The sequence below is a fragment of the Salinispirillum sp. LH 10-3-1 genome (genome assembly GCF_030643825.1).
Classification (GTDB): domain Bacteria; phylum Pseudomonadota; class Gammaproteobacteria; order Pseudomonadales; family Natronospirillaceae; genus Salinispirillum.
On record NZ_CP101717.1, the window covers coordinates 2,002,221 to 2,026,573 of the forward strand.

19 protein-coding genes are annotated in these 24,353 nt (G+C 52.3%); 11 read left to right on the forward strand and 8 right to left on the reverse strand.

Features of this window, described 5'->3' with window-relative positions; translation table 11 throughout:
• Positions 1-91 precede the first annotated feature (91 nt).
• From NFC81_RS08925 to NFC81_RS08955, 7 genes are all read right to left on the reverse strand, one after another.
• On the reverse strand, positions 92-1,744 hold the full coding sequence (locus NFC81_RS08925) for a methyl-accepting chemotaxis protein (RefSeq protein ID WP_304994136.1): 1,653 nt from the start codon (positions 1,742-1,744) through the stop codon (positions 92-94).
• Positions 1,745-1,848: 104 nt separating this feature from the next.
• Positions 1,849-2,466, reverse strand: a complete 618-nt coding sequence (locus NFC81_RS08930) for a CDP-alcohol phosphatidyltransferase family protein (RefSeq protein WP_304994137.1) — start codon at positions 2,464-2,466, stop codon at positions 1,849-1,851.
• Positions 2,460-3,101, reverse strand: coding sequence for an ATP-binding cassette domain-containing protein (locus tag NFC81_RS08935; protein ID WP_370529855.1), 642 nt, complete (start codon positions 3,099-3,101; stop codon positions 2,460-2,462). Before NFC81_RS08935 ends, NFC81_RS08930 begins: the two co-directional genes overlap by 7 nt.
• Before the next feature lie 2 nt (positions 3,102-3,103).
• Positions 3,104-4,849 (reverse strand): hypothetical protein, encoded by a 1,746-nt coding sequence (locus NFC81_RS08940; RefSeq protein ID WP_304994139.1) that lies wholly within the window; start codon positions 4,847-4,849, stop codon positions 3,104-3,106.
• Complete coding sequence (locus tag NFC81_RS08945) at positions 4,825-6,021, reverse strand: ABC transporter substrate-binding protein (protein WP_304994140.1); 1,197 nt, start codon at positions 6,019-6,021, stop codon at positions 4,825-4,827. Before NFC81_RS08945 ends, NFC81_RS08940 begins: the two co-directional genes overlap by 25 nt.
• A 114-nt stretch (positions 6,022-6,135) precedes the next feature.
• Positions 6,136-6,759: a flavin reductase family protein gene (locus NFC81_RS08950; RefSeq protein ID WP_304994142.1), complete on the reverse strand. Its 624-nt coding sequence runs from the start codon at positions 6,757-6,759 to the stop codon at positions 6,136-6,138.
• 620 nt (positions 6,760-7,379) lie between these two features.
• Positions 7,380-9,836, reverse strand: a complete 2,457-nt coding sequence (locus NFC81_RS08955; protein ID WP_304994143.1) for a cyanophycinase — start codon at positions 9,834-9,836, stop codon at positions 7,380-7,382.
• A gap of 433 nt (positions 9,837-10,269) precedes the next feature.
• On the opposite strand from NFC81_RS08955, the gene NFC81_RS08960 reads away from it, so the two are divergent.
• The 8 genes from NFC81_RS08960 to bioA all read left to right on the forward strand — a co-directional run bounded on the left by NFC81_RS08960 (position 10,270) and on the right by bioA (position 19,557).
• The gene (locus NFC81_RS08960) at positions 10,270-11,637 is read left to right on the forward strand and encodes a class II fumarate hydratase (protein WP_304994144.1); all 1,368 of its coding nucleotides are present in this window, start codon (positions 10,270-10,272) and stop codon (positions 11,635-11,637) included.
• A gap of 91 nt (positions 11,638-11,728) precedes the next feature.
• On the forward strand, positions 11,729-12,655 hold the full coding sequence (locus tag NFC81_RS08965; RefSeq protein WP_304994145.1) for an exopolyphosphatase: 927 nt from the start codon (positions 11,729-11,731) through the stop codon (positions 12,653-12,655).
• A 101-nt stretch (positions 12,656-12,756) separates the two neighbouring features.
• Positions 12,757-13,611: a 23S rRNA (adenine(2030)-N(6))-methyltransferase RlmJ gene (locus tag NFC81_RS08970; RefSeq protein WP_304994146.1), complete on the forward strand. Its 855-nt coding sequence runs from the start codon at positions 12,757-12,759 to the stop codon at positions 13,609-13,611.
• 212 nt (positions 13,612-13,823) lie between these two features.
• A complete protein-coding gene (locus tag NFC81_RS08975) occupies positions 13,824-14,567 on the forward strand; it encodes a hypothetical protein (protein ID WP_304994147.1) in 744 nt (247 codons plus the stop codon).
• Between the two features lie 151 nt (positions 14,568-14,718).
• Positions 14,719-15,888 carry an EAL domain-containing protein gene (locus NFC81_RS08980; protein ID WP_304994148.1) on the forward strand — a complete coding sequence of 390 codons (1,170 nt, stop codon included), beginning with the start codon at positions 14,719-14,721 and terminating at the stop codon, positions 15,886-15,888.
• Positions 15,889-15,982: 94 nt separating this feature from the next.
• On the forward strand, positions 15,983-17,869 hold the full coding sequence (locus NFC81_RS08985; protein ID WP_304994149.1) for a flagellar hook-length control protein FliK: 1,887 nt from the start codon (positions 15,983-15,985) through the stop codon (positions 17,867-17,869).
• Positions 17,866-18,171 (forward strand): EscU/YscU/HrcU family type III secretion system export apparatus switch protein, encoded by a 306-nt coding sequence (locus NFC81_RS08990; RefSeq protein WP_304994150.1) that lies wholly within the window; start codon positions 17,866-17,868, stop codon positions 18,169-18,171. The genes NFC81_RS08985 and NFC81_RS08990 overlap by 4 nt, the downstream gene beginning before the upstream one ends.
• Positions 18,172-18,279: 108 nt before the next feature.
• On the forward strand, positions 18,280-19,557 hold the full coding sequence (bioA, locus tag NFC81_RS08995; protein ID WP_304994151.1) for an adenosylmethionine--8-amino-7-oxononanoate transaminase: 1,278 nt from the start codon (positions 18,280-18,282) through the stop codon (positions 19,555-19,557).
• 130 nt (positions 19,558-19,687) lie between these two features.
• Here bioA and NFC81_RS09000 read toward each other — a convergent pair whose 3' ends face one another.
• On the reverse strand, positions 19,688-20,503 hold the full coding sequence (locus NFC81_RS09000) for an HAD-IIB family hydrolase (RefSeq protein ID WP_304994152.1): 816 nt from the start codon (positions 20,501-20,503) through the stop codon (positions 19,688-19,690).
• A 250-nt stretch (positions 20,504-20,753) separates the two neighbouring features.
• On the opposite strand from NFC81_RS09000, the gene NFC81_RS09005 reads away from it, so the two are divergent.
• The 3 genes from NFC81_RS09005 to NFC81_RS09015 all read left to right on the forward strand — a co-directional run bounded on the left by NFC81_RS09005 (position 20,754) and on the right by NFC81_RS09015 (position 24,341).
• A complete protein-coding gene (locus NFC81_RS09005) occupies positions 20,754-22,529 on the forward strand; it encodes an SLC13 family permease (protein WP_304994153.1) in 1,776 nt (591 codons plus the stop codon).
• Positions 22,530-23,028: 499 nt separating this feature from the next.
• The gene (locus NFC81_RS09010) at positions 23,029-23,601 is read left to right on the forward strand and encodes a hypothetical protein (RefSeq protein WP_304994154.1); all 573 of its coding nucleotides are present in this window, start codon (positions 23,029-23,031) and stop codon (positions 23,599-23,601) included.
• A 278-nt stretch (positions 23,602-23,879) separates the two neighbouring features.
• Positions 23,880-24,341, forward strand: coding sequence for a hypothetical protein (locus tag NFC81_RS09015; protein ID WP_304994155.1), 462 nt, complete (start codon positions 23,880-23,882; stop codon positions 24,339-24,341).
• Positions 24,342-24,353 lie beyond the last annotated feature (12 nt).

Below are 24,353 nucleotides of genomic sequence, written 5' to 3' on the forward strand. Positions count from 1 at the left end.
GACGACAATCAACAGGACACCAGCAACCTTGCGGTGTTATCCGCCCACGCTATGGCAACCAAGGCTGCCATAGCGTGGGCGTGTCAGGCTATCAGGTATTAAAGCGGCTCACGACCTTGCTCAATTCATCAGCGATGTGATTCAACTCGCTGGCGCTTTCAGATGTGGCCCCCATGGCACGACTGGTATCCTCCACCATGCGCGAGATTTGCTCCACTTTCTCTGCAATGCTGCTGCTGGCCAGGCTCTGCTCTTTCGTCGAGTTGGCGACTTCTTTTACGCGTGCCAGCGCCACTTCAGCACCCGACTTGATCTGACCCAGCAACTCGGCAGCGTCTTGCGTGGCTTTCACTCCCAGTTCGACTTGTGGCAGCGCAGTATCCATGGATTTCACAACGCTCTGCGTGTCTGCCTGAACCGCCGAAATCATTTCATCGATCTCAATAGTGGCTTCTGAGGTACGTGCCGCCAAATTGCGGACTTCATCGGCTACTACAGCAAACCCGCGCCCTTGCTCACCGGCACGTGCTGCTTCGATGGCGGCGTTCAGAGCCAGCAGGTTGGTCTGTTCAGCGATGGCCTTAATCACCCCTGCAATGGACGATATTTGGTTGGCACGTTCGTTCAGCTCACGCACCTTGGTAGAGGCGTCAGTCACCACCTGAGAAATCTGATTGATTTCGGCGCTGGCGGCGTTCACCTTCAACACACCCTGCTCCGCGAGTTCAGCAGAGGAACGAGAGTCCTCTTCGGTTTCACGCGCACTGTCGGAAATATGTGAAATGCTAACGGTCATCTCTTCAATGGCGGCCGCCATGGAATTTGACGCATCCGATTGCTCATTGGCCGCTCTCGCCACTTCTTGCGCCGCACCATTGATGCGCCCCGCGTTATCGGTGAGCTGTTGCGACCCGTCCCGGATCTCCACCACGATGTTGCGAATGGAAGCGACCATTGCACCCAATCCGGCCAGCATGCTGCCTTCAGGCGCCTTTTGAATATTGATATTCAAATTGCCTTGCGCTGCCTGATTCATGAGGTCTATGGCGTCTTGTGGCTCGCCGCCCACTTGGCGCAGTACACCACGCGCCAAGCCAGCCCCCAGAGCACCGATGATGACCAAGATAATCAACGCGACAATCAATTCACGCACCAAACGCACGCGGAACTCAGTATTCAGATCGTCCATGTAGATACCGGTACCAATCATCCAGTTCCAAGGTGCAAAGGTTTTAACGTACTGCAGTTTAGGAACGGGGATATCACCGCCGGGACGTACAAACTCCGTATCAACGAAGGCACCACCCGGGTTTTGCCGCAATGCTGCAATAATATCCTGCAGGGTGTATCGGCCTTGGCCGTCACGCAATTGATTCAACATGTTCTGCCCTGAGAAGGCAGGGTTAACGTGCGCTACCCCTACTCCTTCCATGGTCCAAGCATAAACGTATTCTGCTTTACCATCGGCGCCGCCGTAGCGACTGGCTAACATGGTATCGATTGCGGCGCGCTGCGCTTCGGCACGGGTCATACTGCCGTCACGCTCTTTGGCATGATAGAACTCAACCATGCTGTAAGATGCTTCAATGATGGATTGAATGACCTCCATTCGCCCCTGCGTCAAGTCACGATGTGTCGAGACTAACGATGCGATCGTCACAATGGCGACCCCTAGAACCGCCGATAAAACCATCAAAGCAATACGCGTTTTTAGCTTTAACATTCTGCGCACAGAATTGGCCATGGCTATAGCACCTTCTTTTTGTTATCACCGTTGTTTATATGAGCGAAGCAAAGTGACTGCGCGCACTGGACGAACTATAGTGCAGAAATATCTACCGTGCTGATTTAATTGACCGGATCACTGCGCAAGGCCTTATAGCCGTAATGCACTCGCATCCCGGTGGTCACAAAGCACAACAATGCAAAGGCCCCTGCTAGCCACGGGAACCAATGAGGAAAGAGACAGAACACCACAAAGATGGCAATGGTTTCAGTACCTTCAGCCAAACCGGCCATGTAGTGTAGGCCTTTGTTGGGATAGGTCAGACTTTTGATTTGCCGCTTTTCTGCCATTACCGCAAAAGACAAAAAGCTAATACCCGTTCCCACAAACGAAAGCATCAGTATCAACGCCCACAGCGTATTCGCCGGATGAGCCAAGGCAAAGGCAAAGACAATGGCCTGATAAAAAAAGAAATCCAGGGTGATATCGAGAAAACCTCCGGCGTCCGTGGGCTCCGTCAGGCGCGCCAGCTCGCCGTCGATGCCATCTGCCACGCGGTTCAACAGAATAAACACCAACCCAAGAAAATAGAGATTCGCCATGATGGCAGGCACGGCCATTAAGCCAACAAAAAATCCCGTCACCGTGACTTGATTGGCCGTTATACCCCAGCCGTGCAGAGTCTTAGCGATACGGTTCAACGGAGGCTTGATTAAGGGCAATGCATAGCGATCTAGCATGGTGTCATAGCTCCACTGGGTAAGTCATACACGCGTCCACCGGGGCAGTCGGCGGGGTCGTGCGTGACTAGGATCACCGGCACTTCACGTTGCGCCAGCTCAGTAAACACCCAAGTACGGAATTGCTCCCGTAACTGCAAGTCCAGCTTGCTGAACGGCTCATCCAGCAACACCGCCTGCGGCTCGGCCAAAAGCGTGCGCAATAAACTGACGCGGGCGCGCTGACCACCAGATAGGCTGGCGACATCACGATCACCATAGCCCTCAAGACTGGCCTCACTCAGCGCTGCGACGATGCGCGCTTGCTGCTCCTGGCGACTGAGTCCGGTCGGCAACGCAAACAAGAGATTTTCGGCCACGCTCATGTGCGGAAACAGCAAGTCGTCCTGATACAGCAAGCCGACATGACGTTGCTCCATCGGCAAGCTATCCAGGGCATGTTCATGCAATTTGATCACACCGGTGTAAGTGAAGGCTGGCGCAAGATCGCCGACGATGGCCGCTAACAAGGTAGACTTCCCGCAGCCACTCGGGCCCATTAAGGTCACCACTTCGCGGGGCTGCACACTCAAGGTTACCGGCGGAAACAATGCCTCGGCGCCTTGTTTAATGTGTAAGTTTTCAAGTATCAACATAGTCATTCCAGCTGCATGGCCCGACGATGACGAAAACGCCAGGCAGGAATAATGAGCGCCAACGAATAAATCAACATGGGCGCGAGCCATTGAAATAAAGCGTACACAGCGACTATACGGCGGTCACCGCCCGAGGCGATGTTGACCGTCTCTGTGGTCACTGTTGCGAAGCGCCCCGCCCCTACATAAAGAGTTGGCAGATACTGCGCCAAACTGACCGCGAACGCTAAGGCGCTGACGTACAGTAAAGGCCGCAACAACATCGGCCATTTGACTTGCCACAGGGCACACCATTCCGAGCCTCTAAGCAAGGTGGCCTGGCGCAGGTAGCGGTCGTCGAAACTGCGATACGGTCCCGACAAGCTGAGAAAGATATAAGGCACCACGAACATCAAGTGTGACCACAGTAATGTAAGCCAGCGCCCTTCTAGCGATAACCACACCAACACCATTTGCACGCCAAAGAGAAAGGCAATTTGTGGCACGATTAAGGGCACATATATCAACCACAGCGTTTTCGGACCGCTATAATGCGGTTTGGTGCGGCGTAGTGTGACTTCATGCTCTAAGCAGCCGACCACCAGCACCAGCCCTATAAGGGCGGCGGCCAGTCCGGTATACAGCGTCAGCCAAAGCGGCTGTATCAACTGGTTCCAACCACGTAGCCAAAACCGAGTACTGTATTGTTCGGGCAGAGCATCCGGGAAGCTCCAACGAAACGCAAAGCTCCAAACCAGAAGCACCAAGAACGACCCAACAGCAGCCGCGATCAACAGCCAATTCAAACCCATGGCGGGCCAGGTAAAGTGTTGCCAAATAGAGCTACGGCGGCCACCCGTCAGGCGCCACTTCAGCACACGCGCCAAGCCTTTTTCAACGAGCCACCACAACCCTAGGCTTACGACGGTGATCAGAAGCAGTAAGGTAGCCCCGGCGCTACCCGGTAAACGCAACAAGATGTCGGGACTGTTGAACCAACGATGCACAAGCACAGCCAGAGTTGGCGGCGCATTTGGCCCCATGATCATGGCCATATCCACCACCGACAGGCCATAAGCCAGTACGGCGAACATAGGGAGGCGAATAACGGGCAGCAACTGCGGAATGATCACGCGCCACCACGCCAAAAATGCACTGTACCCGAGGCTCCGTGCCATGCGCAAAGAGCGATCAACCTGCAATTGATTCAAAGCGGCGAGCGCCATGAACAATACGAAGGGCACTTCTTTCAGCGTCAGCACCAGCATCAAACTGATGCCCCAAGGGTCTTTTACCAACGAGAAATTGGGGGGTAGATCAAAACCGGTGAGACTGGGGCTGATCAATTTCAGCAACCAGCCACTGGGCGCTATCAGCGCGGCGATACCTATGGCGAAAGCCGCGTGTGGCACTGCCAGCAGCGCCGACAAACTGCGCCGCAGACCGCGCAAGCTTCGACTTTCCCACGTCAGGCTAAGAATCAGCAGAGTAATCAGCAAGCAGAGTATTGTAGAGGCCCAAGCGGTCCAGACCGACAGCAATAACGCTTTAGGTGCACTCGGATGCTGAATTAGATAGGCCCACGCTGAGAGGTCAATATCACGCGCACCCAATACCGGTAAATACCCAAACGCCGGTAGCCATGTACCCAACAGGCCAACCACCACCGGCAACACGAATACCGCCGCCGTCAGCACAGGGAACCATGCCAATACCTTTCTGAGTCTGGACGGCGGCACTGCTGTCATCGGGCGTAGCGGTTCTGCCATTCAGCTTCTAGAACGCTCACCCAGCTGGCATGAGGCTCTGGTAGCACAGACGCCAATTCCGCACTGGTGAGGGTTTGCGGACTCAAGGGAATATCCTCGAACCAGCGGCGTTGCTGTTCGTTCAAGCGTTGTATAGATAATACCGTTGGGTCGCCCCAGATTTCCGGGTCTGCCTTGCGTGCTTGCGCGTCGGGTGACATCAGAAAGTTAGCGACTACCTGGGCCGCTTCTGGTGCGCTGGCGTTCGCGGGAATAGCCACAAAGTGTGTGTTTCCTATGGTGCCACCCTCGTGCACGTAGCTGCGCACACTGGCCGGCAACTCACCCAAGGCAACGGCATTGGCCGCGTCGTTAGGGTTGAAGGACAACGACAATAAGATCGCACCATCGTTCAGCAACTGTTTCATTTCCGGCGCATCACCGGGGAAAGTGCGACCACCCTGCCAAGCAACCGCGTGCAAGGCGTCGAGAAAAGCCCACAAGGGAGCCAAGGTCGCACCGATATCCGCTTGTTGTGCGTCCGAGTATAGAACGTCGGTGTCTTCAACCAGTTCCAACAGGGCTTGCTTTAAAAACGTTGTGCCATAAAAGCTTGGGGGTGCCGGATAGGTCACACGGCCCGGATTAGCCTGCGCAAACTCCAGCAACTGCGGCATACTGCGCGGTGGTGTGTTTACCCGCTGGGAGTCGTACATAAAGACTAACTGCGCCATACCCCAAGGGGCTTCCATATTGTCAACCGGTGTAGAGAAGTCCATCAGAACCGTGGGTTTATTCTCTACATCCACATAACGATAGTTAGGTAAGCGGTGCGTCCACGGATCGAGCAACAAATCCTGCTCTTTCATGGCGCGAAAATTCTCACCGTTAATCCACACCAAGTCCACCGTACCATTCTCCGTCCGTCCGGCCGCTTTCTCGGCCAGCACGCGACTGACAACGTCACCGGTATCCGCCACTTTGACGTGCTCCAAGCGAATACCGTATTGATTGCGTACTTGCTGAGCAACCCAGAGGATGTAGTCATTGATCGCTTCACTACCGCCCCACGCGTTAAAATAAACCTCTTGGCCACGTGCAGCGCTGACGGTATCGTCCCAGCTTTGCGCCGCAGCGGTGCTCGCCGTTAGGGCGGTTGCCAGCGCTAGGCTCGCCCAAAGTGTCTTATGCATTGTTTACTCCCGAGTTAGTGGCATCTTCTACGACATCATTGTGAGGCCATAGTTCCTTCAATTACTTGTTTTAATTATAGAATGTTTCAATTTCGTCACGCTGTGACAGAACGCTCAAGGTTGGGCATACCCCTTACGTTCAATAAGCGTCCCCTGATGATAAGCATCAAGCCCGGCCACACTCACGATGTTCCAATCATCCAACTTAAGCCAGCCATCTTCTCCTACTGCCCCTTCGGGCACCCAGACTTCCTGTACTCGCCCCACCAGCAGCACCGTACCATTGATTGCCATGGTGTGCTCTTCCTCAAAGCGTAAGCCGACTTTTATTGGGCTTTGATTTACGTAGGGGGCACCATGATCAGCACTGTACCAAGGCGTTAAGCCGGTCGCGCTGAACTCCGATTGACCCGACTCGTATTTCGCACTGGTTTGATGCGCTGCGTCGAGTATCTCCGTTGAAACGAGATTCAAGGTGAACTCGCCGGTCTCCTTGATATTGTCGTAGGTATCACGCTGGACGGAGAGCGGGCGAAAGAGTATGCCAAGGGCTGCCGGGTCCGCGCCAATGTGCAGTACCGAATTAAAGATAGCCAGATTCTCCGTGCCATCCGCTGCGCGCGTCCCCACCAAATGCACCCCTTTAATGCCGCTCAGTGCATTGATCAGTTGTGCGCGGTGACGCGAACGCATACTCGCTAAATCATTCAGGGTAATGTGGGCAAAAGACAACGACATAATTCACATTCCATTAGGCGAAAAGATAACAGTAGGGTTTACAGCGAGGGATGTAAATCGGATTGGCTTTGATGGTCTTTTTTGGGGGACAACACTGCGGTAGAGCAGTTGGCGGGTGTAAACACACCGCCCTAGGGTTCGCCGTCAAGTAGGGTGTTGTATTTACACCCGCCGACCCCGCATTCGAGTGTTACCGAACACCACACATCAGGTTTCTTACGGTAACACGATTGTCATAATCGCGCCCCAGCCCTCCCACGAAAAACTCATAAACTATTGTTTTTATTAGCTATTTTAAAACTGGCACAGCACCTGCGATTACCAAAGCAGCTATCTGATGAAGATACCTAGAACAAAAAAGCTCCAAAACAAAAATAACAACCGAGCACAGAGACCGCAGCGCCGCCCAAAAATAAAAATAAGGCGCTGATCAAGGCAGAACGGATACAAAAACAATAATTTCCCGTTCTACTGACGACTCAGTAAATAAGCCGACCTCGTGTCGGCTTCGTTATTTCTGCCCCCTTACTTTTTCTCTAGCATCCCTTGTGCCTTTCTACTGGGTGTAAAAAAGCCTCCCGAAGGAGGCAAACTAGCGCAGACGTTAAATCGGCTTGCTATTAGTAGTTGTTGTCGTGCGACAACTCTACTTCTACATAGGTGTAAGTAACCGCGTCACCAGACTGAAAAGCGCGCGTGTTGCTGTTCACTTTCAATTCAACTCGGTACTCTGGGTCATCTTCGTCTGAAGTGCCTCGTGCAATTGCACCGCCATTCATGAACAACGCCGTCGCCATGTCGACGTATTCCGTTTGATACAGAATATCGCTTGATGTCGTAGTGGCTGATGGTGAAGATGCAACTGTTTTAGCAGTACGGTTCTCGTCAACATGAACGACATAGGTCTCAGTTGCTGGGTACCACACGAAACTATCGCCAGCGTTCAAGTAGTGCGTAGTGACGCCACGTGTTTCAAACGGTGCATCTGCGATGGTGGTGGCGGTATCATAGTCCACGATGTAAACACCAGAACGACCCGATACAGTCATTACCACTCGCTCTTCATCATTTTCATCTTTTTCATGACGAACGTTTAAGGCAGTCGTTTCATCAACACCGAAGCCAAAACGTACATCACCATGCTCAACCAGACGAATCAAACGAGTTTCACGAGCGCGTTCAGAGAAGTGGGTATCGGTCACACCGAAGTCAAAGATGCCCATGCCCCCGGTCAATTCAGCCGAGTTCGCTGTGTAACCGTTCTTCAGAATGCCGTGCGGAGAGCCAGCGGTAACCATAGGGTTGGTGTTGGCGCTGTCGTTCAGCTTGCCGCCGGCTTGTACAGCAGCACCCGCAGAGGTACCACCGATCACCAACTCACCTGCAGCGTGACGCGCCAGAATCTGAGTCAGTTCGGCACTGTCTACTCGATTGCCATCATTGAACGTTACCAGAGCATCAAAGGTCCGTACCTGATCACCACCGTTGATGAAGATACCGTCGGCACTGTCAATCATCGCGGCCAAGCCGTTCTCACAGGCATCCATGTGTGCCGTGAAGTAGTCTGGATACAACAGATCCAAATGCGCGGCAGATGAGAAGCCTGAGTGATAGGCGCTCAGCCAATCGCACTGGTTAGCATCATGAGCTTTGCGGTAAGCGCGATCCAGCGGCAACCACTCAGCAGTAGCACCTTCATGGGTGAACATACCCACATAGTAGTCAGCTGCTTCGTAGCTGTTAGCGGCAGAAGACGTCATGACCAAGATTTTAGGCGTATCGGTGTTACCAGCCACTTTCGCCTTGGCGATAAAATCTTCGATGATGGTGACAGAATCACGATTGCGTGTATCGTCATGACTGACGTATTCGATCGGGCGTTCATAGTCGGCAATGTCGTCAACCAGCTCTTCCATCAAACGGAAGCGCAGTTCTGCGGACAGTGAGTTCCAGAGTTGGCCGCCGTTTTCGAAACCTTCTTTAAGCAAAACAGGCATAAAAGCATCGCGAAAAGCATCGCGGCTAGAGAATTCAAACGTGACTCCCTCGTTCTCGTCCAACAAATGCTGCAGAATCGCTACGGTTTGGGCACCCTCTGATTCGACCCACCAGTCAGCCGCAGCGATAGCGTCGATGATAGCTTGGCTGATTTGATAGGTTTGATCTTGTGGACCGTCGTAAGGCTTACTCTTTTCAACCTCAGTACTGGTCTCGTACAACAGGATGTCGTACCAATCGTCTTCGTCCATGGTGTCCCAAATAGCACCATCACCAAGCACTTCACCATTCAGAACAAAGGCTCTAATCGCAGCCAACAATTCGTCTTGGTTACGGGTCGTTGCTGATTCCAACGAATCTAATACTTCGTTAATGGCTTGCTGATCTTCATCCAAGGTATCCGCAGGCAACCCAGCAATCACTGCCTTAGCTGCAGCGACCTTTCCTGCATCAACGGTGTAGTTCAAGCGCTCATCAGCCTTCTTCAAGCTTTCAAAGGTGGCGTACTGGGCAGATGTGGAGTCAAACCAAATAACATCACCATCAATACCCTCAGGCAATCCGTCTACATCGCTATTTGCCACATCAAGGAATGCCGCCCGGAAGTCGCTCCAATCGTCGTATTCTGCAACACCATCACCATCCACAATTTCGCCACGTAGATAGTTGAGTATCAGCTCAACACCGGTTTGGAAGTCTTCATCTTCCGCCCAAGATGGGTCTGCAACCAAGGCAGCGATTTTGGCTTCCGATAGCTCAATCGGCTCGGTAACGGCCACGGCAGAATTTGCAATCTGCTCAGGGGTCAGGTTACCCGCAGCCCATGCGTTCCAGTCTTCGCAAGCACCTTGACCAGCGCTCGAGCAGATACCGGAAGCACCACCGACCAATTGGTTCTGGCGGATAACAGTCCAGGTTCCAGCAGAGCTTACGGGCGTTTGGACAGTACTTGCATTGCTGGCAAGCCCTTGTGGCATGCTGAACGAACTTTTCTTCTCATCTTCGGGCAAACAACCCGCCAAGGCTAAACTCAGGGCGCACAGAGCGAACCCACTGTATACAGTCGTATGATTCTTCATTATTTTTATTTCCGTCGGGCACAGGCAAGCATCAGACGAGATGTTCAGACACACGATAGAATTCGCGCGCAGAAATGCCGTGCATTATGGTTTAGAAACTAAATTTTTGGGGTCAAACAGAGACGCAGTGGCTATTCGTCGAACCACTCGCTGAGATAGAATACTTTGAAGGGGAAGGCCATAAAGCCTCTGCAACTTAACAACATGATAATTGCGCGTTCTCTTTATTATTTTTTGATCGCGACTTCCGAGTCAGGGCTTATCCCTAAATCTAGTTTTATCAAAACATTTTTGAATTGAAAAGCATTATTTTGTAATTCTTCCGTTACAAAGCGCTCTGAGGGTGACAGCCACGCCCCACCGAACCATACTTCTTCTCATTATCTCTTACTCTTTGTTATCGCCAATCATCGCACGCACTCGGAGTCGACCCATGCCTGCACCCAAACGCACAGAAAAAGACAGCTTAGGAACAATTGACGTCCCCACCGATGCACTTTTTGGCGCGCAAACCCAGCGTGCAGTCAACAACTTTCACTTTAGCCCTTGGCGAATGCCGCCAGAATGGCTGCAAACGCTGGCGTTGATCAAGCAAGCGGCTGCGCTGGCGAATGGCGAACTGGGTGAATTAGACACGGCAAAGGCTGAGGCCATTCAAGCCGCTGCTCAAGACATCGTCGACGGAGAGCTGCTGGATCATTTCCCCGTTGATGTGTTTCAAACAGGTTCAGGCACCAGTAGCAATATGAACATGAATGAGGTGCTGGCACGAAGCGCTGCTCAGAAAAGTGGCTTGGCGATTAGCCCAAACGATGATGTAAACCGCGGCCAAAGCAGTAATGACGTGATTCCGACCTGCAACCATTTAATGGCCGCCGTCATGATTGATTCACATCTCTTGCCAGCCCTGCGACACTTGTGCGAGCGTTTCGATGCGCTAAGCACCACTTATGGCCACATCGTGAAGACCGGCCGCACGCATTTGATGGATGCTATGCCGATCAGCGTGGCACAAGAAATCGATGGTTGGCGGCAACCTTTCGTTGATATCGAAGCCCAATTAGAGATCAACTTACGTGCTCTTTGCCAGTTAACCCTGGGGGGCACAGCGGTGGGTACAGGGGTAAATGCTCATGATGAGCTTGGTCAACGGGTGGCTCAGCATCTTTCACTGGCAACAGGACTTACCCTGACACGCACGCAGCATCACTTTTCACTGCAAAGTGGACAACAAGACTTACTGGCACTGTCCGGTACATTGCGCCAACTGGCTACGTGGCTGATTAAGGTCGCCAATGACTTGCGCTGGATGAACTCCGGCCCTCTGGCTGGACTGCAAGAAGCCCAACTGCCAGCGCTGCAACCAGGATCATCCATAATGCCCGGCAAGGTCAACCCGGTGATTCCCGAAGCGGTGGTGCAGGCCGCTTTTCAGATCATAGGAAATGACCAAGCGATTGCTTTAGCGGCACAAAACGGACAATTCCAGTTGAATACCTCAATGCCTTTGATAGCCTACAATCTGCACCTTAACATTACTCTGGCCAGTCGCAGCTGTCGCGCGCTGGCTGATATGGCCTTGGCTGGCTTGGTCTATAATGAAACGGCGATTAATGCACCCTTGGCACGCAACCCGATTCTGGCAACGGTGTTGAATCCAGTTATTGGTTACGATGCGGCGGCAGATATTGCAAAAACGGCCTATGCTACGGGTAGGTCCGTATTGGACGTAGCGATGGAAAAAACTGACCTATCGGAAGAAGAGTTAAAGGTGCTGCTGGATCCAGCACGACTGGTTTAGAGAGCAAAAAAACTCAGCCACTCTTACAGTGTTAGCGTTATACTGACAGTTATAAAGCGAGACTTATAAAAGTTCCAGGAGGAGATTCACGATGCCAGATACCTACCGGCTAGTAACGCGCAGTGACTTCGACGGCTTAGTGTGCGCCGCACTGCTGAAAGAAATGAACATGATTCACGACATTTTGTTCGTCCACCCGAAGGATATGCAGGACGGTAAGGTCGCAGTCACCGAACGCGACATCACCACCAATCTACCCTATGTACCGGGCGTACATCTGGCATTTGACCATCACTTCAGTGAAACCCTGCGTAACGAGAAGCACGATAACCACATCATCGACCCGGATGCACCCTCTGCAGCGCGCGTAGTGTACGACTATTATGGTGGTGCCGAGCGCTTTCCCAATATCAGCCTTGAACTGATGGAGGCGGTTGATAAAGGCGATGCCGCGCAGTTTAGCCGCGATGAGATCCTCTACCCTGATGGCTGGTCATTACTCAATTTTCTGATGGATGCCCGCACTGGCTTGGGTCGATTCCGTGAGTTCCGTATTTCCAATTATCAATTGATGATGATGTTGATTGATGAGTGTCGGGTAAAAACCATCGATCAGATTCTACAACTGCCTGACGTTGCTGAACGGGTAAAACTGTACCGGGAGCATGAGCCTTTGGCTGTTGAACAAATCAGTCGCTGTGCTGAGGTAAAGAGCAATTTAGTATTGCTGAACCTGCAGCGCGAAAAAGATATCTGGGCCACCAATCGTTTTACCGTTTACGCCCTTTACCCCGACTGCAACATTTCCATTCATCGCATGTGGGGGTTGCAGCAACAAAACACCGTGTTCGCCATTGGCAAGTCCATTCTTGATCGCTCCAGCAACACCAATGTCGGCGAGCTGTGCCTCAAGTATGGTGGTGGCGGTCATGAAGCTGCAGGTACTTGCCAGGTCAGTAATGATGAGGCAGATAAGGTGCAGGCCGAGTTGATCTCACAGATTAACAAAGACGGCTGACGTTAAAGGGCGTCAAAATCTTCTTTCTTCTCAATCTGGCGTTGTTAGAATACCCCGGTTCATTCCGGGGCACGCCCCCTCCCGCTGTTTAGGAACTACCCATGCTCAGCTATCGCCACAGTTTCCACGCGGGCAATTTTGCCGACGTGCTGAAACACACGGTTCTCATGTATGTACTCAATTACATGAACCGCAAGGACAAGCCCTATTGCTACATCGACACCCATGCGGGGGCTGGCATGTATCGTCTAGACAGTCCTGAAGCCAATAAGACCGGCGAGTTCATGACGGGTATAGGCCTGTTACACGATATCCCCTTGCAAGGCTTACTTGCCGACTATACCGCACTGATTCGCGTCTTTAACAATAACAGCAATCAACTCAACAACTACCCTGGCTCACCAGCCATCGCGCAACACTATTTGCGTGATCACGACCGTGCTCAATTAACCGAACTACACAGCAGCGACTTTAAACTGCTCAGCGACTATATCGGCCGTCAACGTGCGATCGGTGTATTGCAGAAGGATGGTTTGGAGCATTTGATCGCTACCCTGCCACCCCGAGAAAAAAGAGCGTTGGTGTTGATCGACCCCTCTTACGAGATCAAAACCGATTACGCCCAAGTAGCCAAAACACTGGCCGCCGCTGTGCAGCGCTTTTCTACTGGCACTTACATGATCTGGTATCCCGTCATCAAACGCGCTGACACCGAGTCTTTCATCTCCGCATTAGTGAAAACCGGTATACCTGACATGTTGCGTTTGGAACTGTGTGTGAAGCCAGACGACTTGGAACGCGGCATGACGGGCAGCGGTATGATCCTCGTAAACCCGCCGTACAGCCTCAAGCAGGAGATGGAAGGCTTAATGCCAGAATTGCATCAGCGGTTGGTTAAAGACGCAGAGCATCGTGCCGCTCCTTGGCAAGTAACCCAACTGAGTGCCGAAAAGTGAATGCGTAAACCGACTTTTTGAACCGTCTTTACGACGCCTTGATCACCGTTTATTGGAACTTGAGTTAAACTGCTTGCAGCAACACTGGAGTATCGTTCATGCCCGCGACGCGGCCTGAAAATTTCACCGCACACTTATGTTCCGCACCTGCTGAGTCAACAGTTCGGCCGAGTAGACGCACCCCAGCGTGCGCAATTTTTTGGCTGTGCTTAGTGACTCTAGGTAGCGTGGTGCTGTCCGGTTGTAAAAGTGCGCCGCAAAGCGACGATATTGCAACTGATGCTCTGATCCTTAATTTGGTGGTCGTTAGGCACAACGACCAACTGGTTGTACAGGCGACCCTCGGCATAGAAGACTTGCCCTACACGCGTGCCGAGTTATCGGGTGAAGACAAGCTCTTGGTGCGGCTGAATAATCACGAATACACAATGAATGCACAGTGGAACGGTGTTTACTCGAACGAAATCCCGTACGAAGAGGGGATTTTGGAGCTCGACTTCCTGCGCTCGGAGGCACACCAATCTGCACCAAGCACACTGCTCCACCTGCCCGTCTCACCTGAGTTTCACAGCCCAGAAGATAATGAGATCTTCGATACACAAAACAATCAATACATTCCTTTGGGATGGACTGGCGTACCCACTGAAAATGGTCGATACGAAGTGCGTTGTTCGAGTAGGAAGCAAGGCATTTCGCAAACCTCAGGTACCTTCCAAGCGATCAACCGTCAGTCACTGTCATTATCAATTGATGAGCTGATTGAAGCCGCTACATCCAATAATGAACGTGCGTTCTGCCAAGTCGTTTTTACTCTGCGTGGCGTGTCGGATCGCGGTGTTATTGCACCCCAACTGGCCAGTGGCAGCGTTCACTTCGAAAGCTTTGTGAGTCGCAGTGTTATTGTTCGCCATAACGCCCTATTTCAGGGCACAGACCACACCGCACTGTATCAATAAGCACCAAAAAGAGGCAATCCCTTGCGACACAGTAGTGTCCGCCTCGCTGCCCTCAAGAATCATTACTTATGGCCACTTATTTGCTAGAGTGACTCCCTTCGCTTCCGTTTTAGGGTGCAAGCGCACCGCTTTGAGGCCATAAATATTCACTATGAAAGAACTAGATTACCAACGCGTTCTGCCTGGCTTTCAACCCATCATCGACATTGCCCGAGGCGCCGTGGTGGGCCACGAGGTACTGGCAAGAGAACGCCTTGACGATGGCAGCTTAATCAGCTTAGGCGATCTGTTCTATGAGACTCCCGGCCATTCGCGGGCCCTACTGCAGCTTGACCGCCATATTCGTTCCATGGCAGTGGATCAACTGAAGACGCACCCACATGGATTTATATCCTTGAACATCAGTCCGGACTGGATCAGTCAGCTGACAGCATGGACCACCACCCCTCTGCTTCAGATGTTACAACGCTCCGGCATAGACCCGAGCAGAGTCATAATCGAGATCACCGAGCAGAAAGGCACGGTCGAAACCATTCGTCGTGTGGTCGAGCGCTATCGCGAAGAGGGTTATCGCGTTGCCATTGACGACTTCGGAGCAGGCAACTCTCACATGCATCGGATCATGGAGCTGGAACCCGACATCCTGAAACTGGATATGAAGCTGTTCAAGCAAGCAGCAAACAGCGGCAAGCACTATGACCTCGTACACAGCGTATCCGCACTCGCAGAAAAGACTGGATGCCAGCTGGTCTGCGAGGGCGTAGAAACGGCTAGGGAATTTGAATTTGGTTTGGAACTTGGTGCGTCCTGGATGCAAGGCTACCTGTTTTCGCCGGCACAGGCCGAGTTCTTGCCGCCTGACGCCTACGGCGAACAAATCAGCGCACTGCGCACGCAGTTTTTAGAAAACAAGATTGCCCATCACAAACAGCAATTGAACTTTGATCAGAACACTGAGCAAGTGCTGATGAAGCTGGTTGCTGCCTGCCGGAGCAAAGATCACTGGAGTGACATTACTCTACCCGCCGACTCCAACGTGCTTAAGTTCTATTTATGCAGTTCAGATGGCACACAAATATCTGATAATTACGAAGTAACACCACAAGGAATTGTCAGTAATAACAGTGTGCTGGGTACGAATTGGTGCTGGCGTCCACACTTTTATCAATTGTTGGCCTCACGCGAAACCTCTGATCAGCAGTTCGTAAGCTCCGACTACTACCGCGACATTCAAATGAAACAACTCTGCCGGTCATACGTGACTCGACTGCAGCACAACCAATATCTCTTCGTTGACGTATTACAGCCTGAAGAGAGCTAGCTCGATTCGCACCACCTCTTTACCGTTAGCACACTCAAGGAAAAGCCATTACGGACGATTACATTCCTATGAACAATGGGTGTAGAGTGTAGGCATGGCTAAAATAGACAGCATCGGTAGAATGCGCCTGCCGCCGGATTCAGCGTTGCGGCCGCATGCCTATTCAGAGCGAGAGCGTGCTTCGTCAGAACCGACGAGGCGCGCCTTGACCGATTGGTTCCAAGTGATACAGCATCAACGTCAAGGTCACACCGATCAAGCACTCGTGCGCGCCATCGAAGCAGCCATTGGTCCGCGTGTCGACAACAACCAACCGTCACCGCGTAGCCTACCCATGACGGTAATTTCTTCACTCGAAGCTACGCAACCTGGCCGCCATGAATACCAGGTGCAGTTGGGACAACAGGTTATCCGCATCAGTAGCAGCACCGTTTTGCAACCGGGGCAATCATTGCTGCTCATTCCAACGCCGAAGGGCCCGCAAATATTGGTGCCCAGCCGTCCAGAACAGCAAAACATCATGCTGGATGCAGCCCAACGACAACAACTGAGTTTGCTACCAACGCTCCAAATCCAAACTGCATTAACTGCGTTAAAGGCTCTCATTCCCGACCTTATGCGCGCACCAGCGCCTGCAGCCGCAACGCCCCAAGCCCCCAATGGCAATATGGCTGTACCAGCAGAGGTACGCAACGCCGCTCTGAGCGCATCAAGTGGGCTGCCATTGAACAGTTTATCAGCAGAGACTGGGCGCGTAACGGCACCCCCCGCGAGTGCAACCAGCTCGGAAACGCAGCCATTAACAATGCTGCGGGAGCTTATTGGCCGCTGGGCCCAAGCAATGCCTGCAGCTGCTCGCTTGGCTGCTGACAACCCGCCAATGCCGACACAGAGTCAGGCATCTCCGGTAGCGCTGCCGACAACAGCTACTCATCCCATGGGTCTGTTGGCCAACGCAATAGCACCCAGCGATCTTGCCGCCATCAAAGGCAGCCAGCACTGGGTAACCCAACTGATCCAGGTAGCACGAGAAACCTATGGCAAAGCTACGCCGGAGACAGTAAGAGCCGTATGGACTCAATGGCAACAAGGCGCAAGTGGTCAGTTGCAACAAGGAAACAGCCCTAAGACGGCGGGCGCTGGCAGTAATGCCGGTACTGTAAACACGGGCACCAATACCAGTTCTACGCAATCTACGGACAACAACCCTTTGTTGCGCCTACCCGTTATGCAAGGAAATCCCAAAGCAGCGCACTCTGAGCGCCCACCGCTCCCACCACCAGCCGACTGGTGGCGCGTGATGGCAGAACAATTGGTCGACCAACGGCTGTTGCAACAAGGCGTTCCGGCACCGCAACTCAGTTTACAAGAGCAGCTCAAGCAACGTGCTCAGGACATTCTAGCGCGCTCCAGCACTCTGTATTCACCCGAGCAAATGCGCCAATCATTCACCGCGCGAGGAGCCGGTACGGACGGCATCGCGCACCGTGAGCAGCAGTCGTTATTGGCTATTCGCCAAACACTGGAGCAAGTGGCCCAGCAACAGCAGGTGCGCACCGTATTAGGCCTGACCGCCGACCCAACAGCGGACACTCCGCGTCTGTTGCAAGGCATACCGGTATGGAGCGACCAGCATCTCGTCTGGTTTGATGTAGAGCGGCAACCGTCAGAAGAAAGTACGACTGATGGCAAAGAACAAACGTCAGAATGGGTATTAGACATACATTTTCAGTTGCCACCAATGGCACCCGTTTGCGCGCGCATGCATTGGCGCAATAACACCTGTAGCCTACATTTTCTAACCGATGATGCGCCGACGTTAAGAGCCATACATTCGCATGTCTCGGAGTTCAGTCAGCGCCTAACAGCCATGGGCTTACCTGTTGATGATGTCCAATGCAGACATGGGCTACCCAAACGTGTCAGCGGCCGAACAACGACTCATCATCACAGTGAACATCAAGTGGACATACGCACATGAATGATGATCTGACCGCTGTAGCGTTACATTATGATGGTGCCAAGGCACCCACTGTATTAGCCACTGGACAGTCCTCGTTGGCGGAAGAGATATTGGCTATCGCTCGCGAGCACGAGATTCCCATTTACGAAAACCCCGATCTGGTCGCTCTACTGTGCTCACTCAGTGTCGGGAACGAGATCCCTCCTGAACTCTACCAAATCATTGCTGAAATCATCGCATTCGCGTTTTACATCAAGGGCACTCTTCCGCCGGGTTTCCACCCCGAAAGCGTTTCTGAGCATCGCCACTACGACATTTGATCACTAAAACACCAGATGTAAATACCGCGTGCGCCTATCTGTTTTCATTCTCCGCTTAACTGCTAGCATATCGCCTCCGCTTTCATTTCTACCGCAGGCAACGCATTTATGGACGCTCAGGACCTGGAGTTCGACCGCCGCCACCTCTGGCACCCTTACACCTCCATGGTCGACCCATTGCCCAGCTACCCAGTCCATGCCGCTCAAGGTGTTGAACTTGAGCTGACCGATGGGCGCAAACTGGTGGATGGCATGGCATCCTGGTGGTGCGCCATCCACGGCTATGGGGTGCCGGAACTCAATAAAGCCATTACTGACCAACTGTCTCGTATGAGCCATGTGATGTTCGGCGGCATCACTCATCAGCCTGCCGTGGATCTCGGCCGCCAGCTGGTTAAGATGACGCCAGAAGCACTAAACAAGGTGTTTTTGGCCGACAGCGGCTCAGTATCCGTAGAAGTGGCGTTGAAGATGGCCATACAATACCAGCAAAGCATCGGTACTCCCCGACACCGTTTTGTAGCCTTGTCACGTGGCTACCATGGTGACACGACGGGCGCCATGTCGGTGTGTGACCCAGTGGGCGGAATGCACAGTCTATTCAATGGCTATTTGCCGGAAAATCTGTTCCTGCCAGAGCCGCCCCAAGGCTTCGATACCCCGTTAGACGCCGAGTATCTGCAACAGTGCCACCGCGTGTTGGCAGCGCATCAAGATGAATTGGCAGCTCTGATCGTAGAGCCGGTGGTCCAGGGGGCCGGTGGTATGCGTTTCTACAACCCCGAGTACCTCCGACATTTTCGCCAATGGTGTGATGAGTTCGGAATATTATTGATCTTCGATGAGATCGCCACGGGTTTTGGCCGTACCGGTAAACTCTTTGCGCTGGAACACGCCAACGTGGTGCCCGACATCCTCTGCCTTGGCAAAGCCATCACCGGTGGCTACATGACCTTAGCCGCGACCATGACGACCACGTCTGTGGCCGAGACCATCAGCCGCGGCGCTGCCGGTGTCTTTATGCACGGCCCAACCTTTATGGGTAACCCGCTGGCCTGTGCCGTTGCCAACGCCAGCCTGAATTTGCTGGAAGCATCGCACTGGCAAACAAAGGTCAGGGCAATAGAAACACAGCTACGTGCAGAGCTACTGCCACTAAAGCGCTTGGAAAACGTGCAGGATGTACGTGTTTTGGGAGCCATCGGTGTGGTGCAGTGCACGGAAACGGTGGACGTGAAGGCGTTGCAAAAACGCTTCGTGGAGTTGGGCGTCTGGATACGCCCTTTCCGTGAGGTGATCTACATTATGCCGCCCTATGTGATCAGCCCACTCCAGCTGTCACGGCTGTCTTCATCGATCAAAGAAGTCTTACTGAGGGGCGTTTAAAAGCCTCGGGGCTAAAGTCTGGCTAGACAAAAAAGCGTGAAAAACATTCCGTTTACAGGCAGTAAACGAGCATTTTCCACGCTTTTTTTACCGCGTCATATTGAGAACCAGAGGACTTAAATACCCCCTCTTAAGCAGATTGTGCCTGCTTCAGTAATGACACCTGCAAGAAATCAGCAATGGGGTCGTCATCACAATCGCCAATGACTAAATCGGCCACTGCTTTAACTTCCGGTTTTGCGTTACCCATGGCGATACCTAGGCCAACCAGTTCCAGCAAGCGAATATCAGGAATTTCATCACCGAAGGCGACTACATCTGTGGGAGCGATGTTCATCCGCGCCAACAATTGCTCAACCGTCTTGGACTTGCCAACAGACGCAGGAACAATATTGATCACACGGTGATCATCGGCTGGAATGAACCTCAAGTCGGAATAGTCATCCTGCCACGCCAACAGATGTTCAAGCGAGTTCCCTTGCCCATCGGCCGTGATTTTACTCAACCAGCCATAGTCAATGTCATCAAGACTCTTCACCATATCGGGCTGGGCATGCTGCTTCGCACGCAATGTTTCGGCGCAGTATTCACGGTTGGTGGCAAAGTTCTCACCCCAACACTCAGCAGTGATTTGAATGGGCGGTTCCTGCTCGCGCAGAGCGGCGACTAAATGCTTGGCTTCAAGGCCAAGACAGGACATCTGCCACTGATGATCCCGGGTAAACTCGTGTACCACGGCGCCGTTCAGCGTAATGAGCGTGGTTCTTTCCAACAACTCAGCAGGCACTAAACCACGTACCACGCGAATGGGTCTGCTGGTAGCAATGATTAGGGTATAACCTTGCTCATGCGCTTCAATAAGGCTCTCAAGCGTCCGCTCGCCGACCGTCTTATTACGTTTGAGCAGCGTGAAATCTAGATCTAGAACAATGGCTTTAATGGCCACACTCGCATCTCCCACTGGTAACGCCCGAATCCTGACTCTTGTCACCAAATCGCGGCACAGGCGTTGCAATTGCTGAATTGTTTTTATCGGTCGGGAGTATCGCACACTGGGTAAGATTTCTCCACCAGCCGTAGGAAAGCGAACCACTCTGCATATAACCATTTCGTATATCTGATAATATTTTAATATTTTATTTATTGGACAAACTACCCTACTCTGCACTCTCCTTTATCGCTTTCGAGACACCCGCATGAGCTGGCAAGCCTATCTCACCCTCGCCCTGACCCTCGGCGCCTTGGTTTCATTGATCACTACTCGTGTGGCGCCACATTGGATTCTATTGGCCGCACTCGCCATTCTCAGTACAGCGGGCGTTATTTCCGCTGACCAAGCACTCAGCGGTTTCAGTAATAGCGGTATGATTACGGTAGCGGCGATGTTTATCATTGCGTCCGGCATGTACCACTCGGGTGCCATCGAAAGTCTGGTGCGGAAAGCCATGGGGCGACCGACATCAACGCGCAGCGCCATGTTGCGCATATTTGTACCTGTTATCGGCTTGAGCGGTTTTCTGAACAACACGCCGGTGGTGGCAACGATGATCCCAGCCATACGGGCTTGGTCAAAGCAAATTGGCATACCCGCATCCAAATTACTGATGCCGCTGAGCTATGCCGCTATTCTCGGTGGTACACTTACACTGATTGGCACCAGCACCAACCTAGTGGTGAACGGTCAATACAGTGCGCTGACGGGTGCTGATGGCTTCTCTATTTTTGCGATCACCTGGATTGGTTTGCCGGTTGCCTTGATCGGCGGCTTATTTATGTGGTTGTTTTTCCCCCGCTTACTGCCCGACCGCAACACCACGCAACTGATCGATGAGATGCGCGAATTCACCGTTGAAGTTCAGGTCGACCCACAGGGCCCATTGGTAGGAAAAACGGTGCTTGCCGCTGGCCTAAGGCACCTGCGCCAACTCTATTTGGTAGAAATCGAACGCGACGGCAGCGTCGTCACGGCCGTGCCCTCAGAAGAACGTCTGCGCGGCAACGACACCCTGGTATTCGCCGGTGAAACCGAAGCCATCACCGAGCTATTGCGTATCCCCGGCATACGTCCCAGCATGAACCAGAATGGCAGCGCCACATTAGCTCAGCAACGCGAAGAACGTAGCTTGGTGGAAGCCGTGGTCGGCACCAGCTGCACCTGCTTAGGCCAAACCATTCGTGACTGCCGCTTTCATGACCGCTACGGCGCGGTTGTACTGGCCGTTGCACGCAATGGTAAACGCCTAAATGGTAATCTGGGGCAGATCAAACTGGCGCCGGGCGATACCTTACTACTGGAAGCCAGACCGGCGTTCGTCAGCCGCCAGCGCTACCAACGTGACTTCTTGCTGATCAACGATTTGGACCAGCAATCACCCAACCACAGCCAAGCCAAATGGGCATGGTTGATTCTGGCCGGTGTCGTGGCCTCTGCGGCATTGGGTCTGACCTCAATGCTCAACGCGGCACTGGTGGGTGCTGGCCTGATGATTCTGGCTGGATGTTGCTCGTTTGAGCAAGGTCAGAAAAGTTTGGACCTGTCGGTACTGCTTACGATAGGGGCATCGTTTGCTCTGGGTAATGCCATATTGGAAACCGGCTTGGCGGCCAGTATCGCAGCGTGGACGGTTGACATCAGTAACGGCCGCCCCTGGCTGTTATTGATACTGACTTATTTGATCGTTTCATTGCTGACGGAAACCATCACCAACAACGCGGCAGCGGTGTTAATGCTGCCCGTCGTGTTAGCCGTCACCGGAGAGGCAGGCCTCAACCCTGAGCCCTTCGTGCTGGCGATCATGATGGCGGCGTCCGCAAGCTTCGCTACGCCCTTGGGTTACCAAACCAACATGATGGTATACGGGCCGGGTAACTACCGTTTTACGGACTTTCTGCGCCTGGGCTTACCTATGAACTTCGTTGTGGGTGCCGCTGCGGTCAGCTTGATTTTGTGGCGTATGCCTTTGGTGGCGTAGTGGAGTGAAGGGTGTAGTAGGGCTTTAGGGTATGCCGCCAGCGCTCAACGGCAGGCCGGGAATGCGCGCTTTGCGGCATACCCCAAGCCCCACAACCCTCCACCACATCACGTAGGAGCGCAGCCCTCTGCGCGAACATTCGGCCAGGGGGCTGGCCTCCTACGGTTTTACTAGCCAACAAAAAACCCGATCAACATTACTGTTGATCGGGTTTCGGTATTGGTGGAGCTAAGCGGGATCGAACCGCTGACCTCCTGCATGCCATATTGAGTACGCAATAGACGTAAGCCATTGATTTATATGGTCTTAACGGGTTTTTGGTGCCTAAAAATGGCGTTAGTTTCGTTCAATAAAATCAATGACTTAGATACTGTATATTACTAGAGTGGAATTTTTGGGTATGGTTTCCTTGCGACCGTACTTTTCTCAGTTTAAAGTTGAGGTTAATTGTTTCTTCTGCCTTTTTATCTTCCATTTTTAATATTTAATAGGCCCAAGCATGGATTATTTTCTAGCCGTAGTAGATTTTCTAAAGGCTGCGCTATGGCCAGTCGTTGTGGCTTGGTCTGCCTGGATCCTAAAAGACAACATTGAGGATCTGCTTGTTAAGCATAAAGGCACTGAGATGCGTTTAAAATTAAAGGCGGTTGGAGATAAAGATTCAGAAATTCAAGAATTGGTGAATAAAGTCGAGAAGGCTATTTCTGACAATGACAAGGTAGTGTCTACTGGAGAAATCAAGTCATCGTTAGCGCGAATATCAGCATTAGCTTCAGAAATGGCAGACCTCAAAAAAGAGATTGCTGGCACCTTCAGGATGGGCTCGAACTCCGACGGGAGATACTCTATTTTTTACAGTGGCCTTATAAAGATTGAAGTAAAAATCGCACCGGGTTCAATTGTAAAGAAATCTCATATTCCATTTCCGCACCAAATAAATGACGAAAGTGCAGTGGTGACATTCATAGGTTCAGACCAGCCGAAAATCACAAAAATTAGTAGGCTTGGAATGGATGTCGAGCTTCCGGAGAGTAACGAGAAAGAGATCGCTGCAGTTATTTACAGCATCTAAAAAAATCCGCCAAACAAACTTAGTAACCCTTATGGGCAGTGCTTACGGCACAAAAAAGTCGTTTTAACCTTTAAGCGAGGGTGCATAAACATGTACCCCCTCGTCAGGCGCATGAATTTCTGACATAGAATCCGTAACCCCACTAAGAGAAGGAGGGTTACTGCATGAGGAATCCACGCTTTACAAAACGCTTGCGCTCCGCTCACAGATTTTTCACAAATCAGGTGCTTAACTTCCGTGCAGGACTTTTACATCGTTCCACAACGGAGATCATTCGCATGATGAGCATGCTTTTACCCACCAAATTCCGCACCACCACAGAATCCGAACTTGCTGCTCGTAGAGCGGCCAATGAAGAAAGAATCAATGACTATGAGCGCCTTCGTCGTTCTGAGCTTTCGGCCCGGCAAGAGCTGGCTGCGCTCAAGCTAAAGATAAAGGTGTTTGAAGCCAAGGCAAAAGCCTACGACCAGATCAGCCCGCAACCGGCATCTACCGCCCTGCCGTGTGACGGTGGCCGCGTACTGGCACCACGCCACCTTATGCAGGTTGACCAACACAACCCCGTCCGCGAAGTTCTGAACAGCGTTGAAGCAGCGGGCATTAATGTTGATGGCGCTTGGTTGTATTTCGAGGTGATGGAAAATTGCTTGGATCGGGCAGTTGGCGTACTTGAGCTGATTGAAGGTCAGTGTAAGGACGCATCGATGCGCGGCGTAGATGTGGCCAGTAAGGTTTAGTCCCTTCTCTCA

Coding starts and splice junctions, on each gene's coding strand:
- NFC81_RS08925 (WP_304994136.1), bottom strand. CDS start 1,744: ATGGCCAATTCTGTGCGCAGAATGTTAAAGCTAAAAACGCGTATTGCT.
- NFC81_RS08930 (WP_304994137.1), bottom strand. CDS start 2,466: ATGCTAGATCGCTATGCATTGCCCTTAATCAAGCCTCCGTTGAACCGT.
- NFC81_RS08935 (WP_370529855.1), bottom strand. CDS start 3,101: ATGTTGATACTTGAAAACTTACACATTAAACAAGGCGCCGAGGCATTG.
- NFC81_RS08940 (WP_304994139.1), bottom strand. CDS start 4,849: ATGGCAGAACCGCTACGCCCGATGACAGCAGTGCCGCCGTCCAGACTC.
- NFC81_RS08945 (WP_304994140.1), bottom strand. CDS start 6,021: ATGCATAAGACACTTTGGGCGAGCCTAGCGCTGGCAACCGCCCTAACG.
- NFC81_RS08950 (WP_304994142.1), bottom strand. CDS start 6,759: ATGTCGTTGTCTTTTGCCCACATTACCCTGAATGATTTAGCGAGTATG.
- NFC81_RS08955 (WP_304994143.1), bottom strand. CDS start 9,836: ATGAAGAATCATACGACTGTATACAGTGGGTTCGCTCTGTGCGCCCTG.
- NFC81_RS08960 (WP_304994144.1), top strand. CDS start 10,270: ATGCCTGCACCCAAACGCACAGAAAAAGACAGCTTAGGAACAATTGAC.
- NFC81_RS08965 (WP_304994145.1), top strand. CDS start 11,729: ATGCCAGATACCTACCGGCTAGTAACGCGCAGTGACTTCGACGGCTTA.
- NFC81_RS08970 (WP_304994146.1), top strand. CDS start 12,757: ATGCTCAGCTATCGCCACAGTTTCCACGCGGGCAATTTTGCCGACGTG.
- NFC81_RS08980 (WP_304994148.1), top strand. CDS start 14,719: ATGAAAGAACTAGATTACCAACGCGTTCTGCCTGGCTTTCAACCCATC.
- NFC81_RS08985 (WP_304994149.1), top strand. CDS start 15,983: ATGGCTAAAATAGACAGCATCGGTAGAATGCGCCTGCCGCCGGATTCA.
- NFC81_RS08990 (WP_304994150.1), top strand. CDS start 17,866: ATGAATGATGATCTGACCGCTGTAGCGTTACATTATGATGGTGCCAAG.
- bioA (WP_304994151.1), top strand. CDS start 18,280: ATGGACGCTCAGGACCTGGAGTTCGACCGCCGCCACCTCTGGCACCCT.
- NFC81_RS09005 (WP_304994153.1), top strand. CDS start 20,754: ATGAGCTGGCAAGCCTATCTCACCCTCGCCCTGACCCTCGGCGCCTTG.
- NFC81_RS09010 (WP_304994154.1), top strand. CDS start 23,029: ATGGATTATTTTCTAGCCGTAGTAGATTTTCTAAAGGCTGCGCTATGG.
- NFC81_RS09015 (WP_304994155.1), top strand. CDS start 23,880: ATGATGAGCATGCTTTTACCCACCAAATTCCGCACCACCACAGAATCC.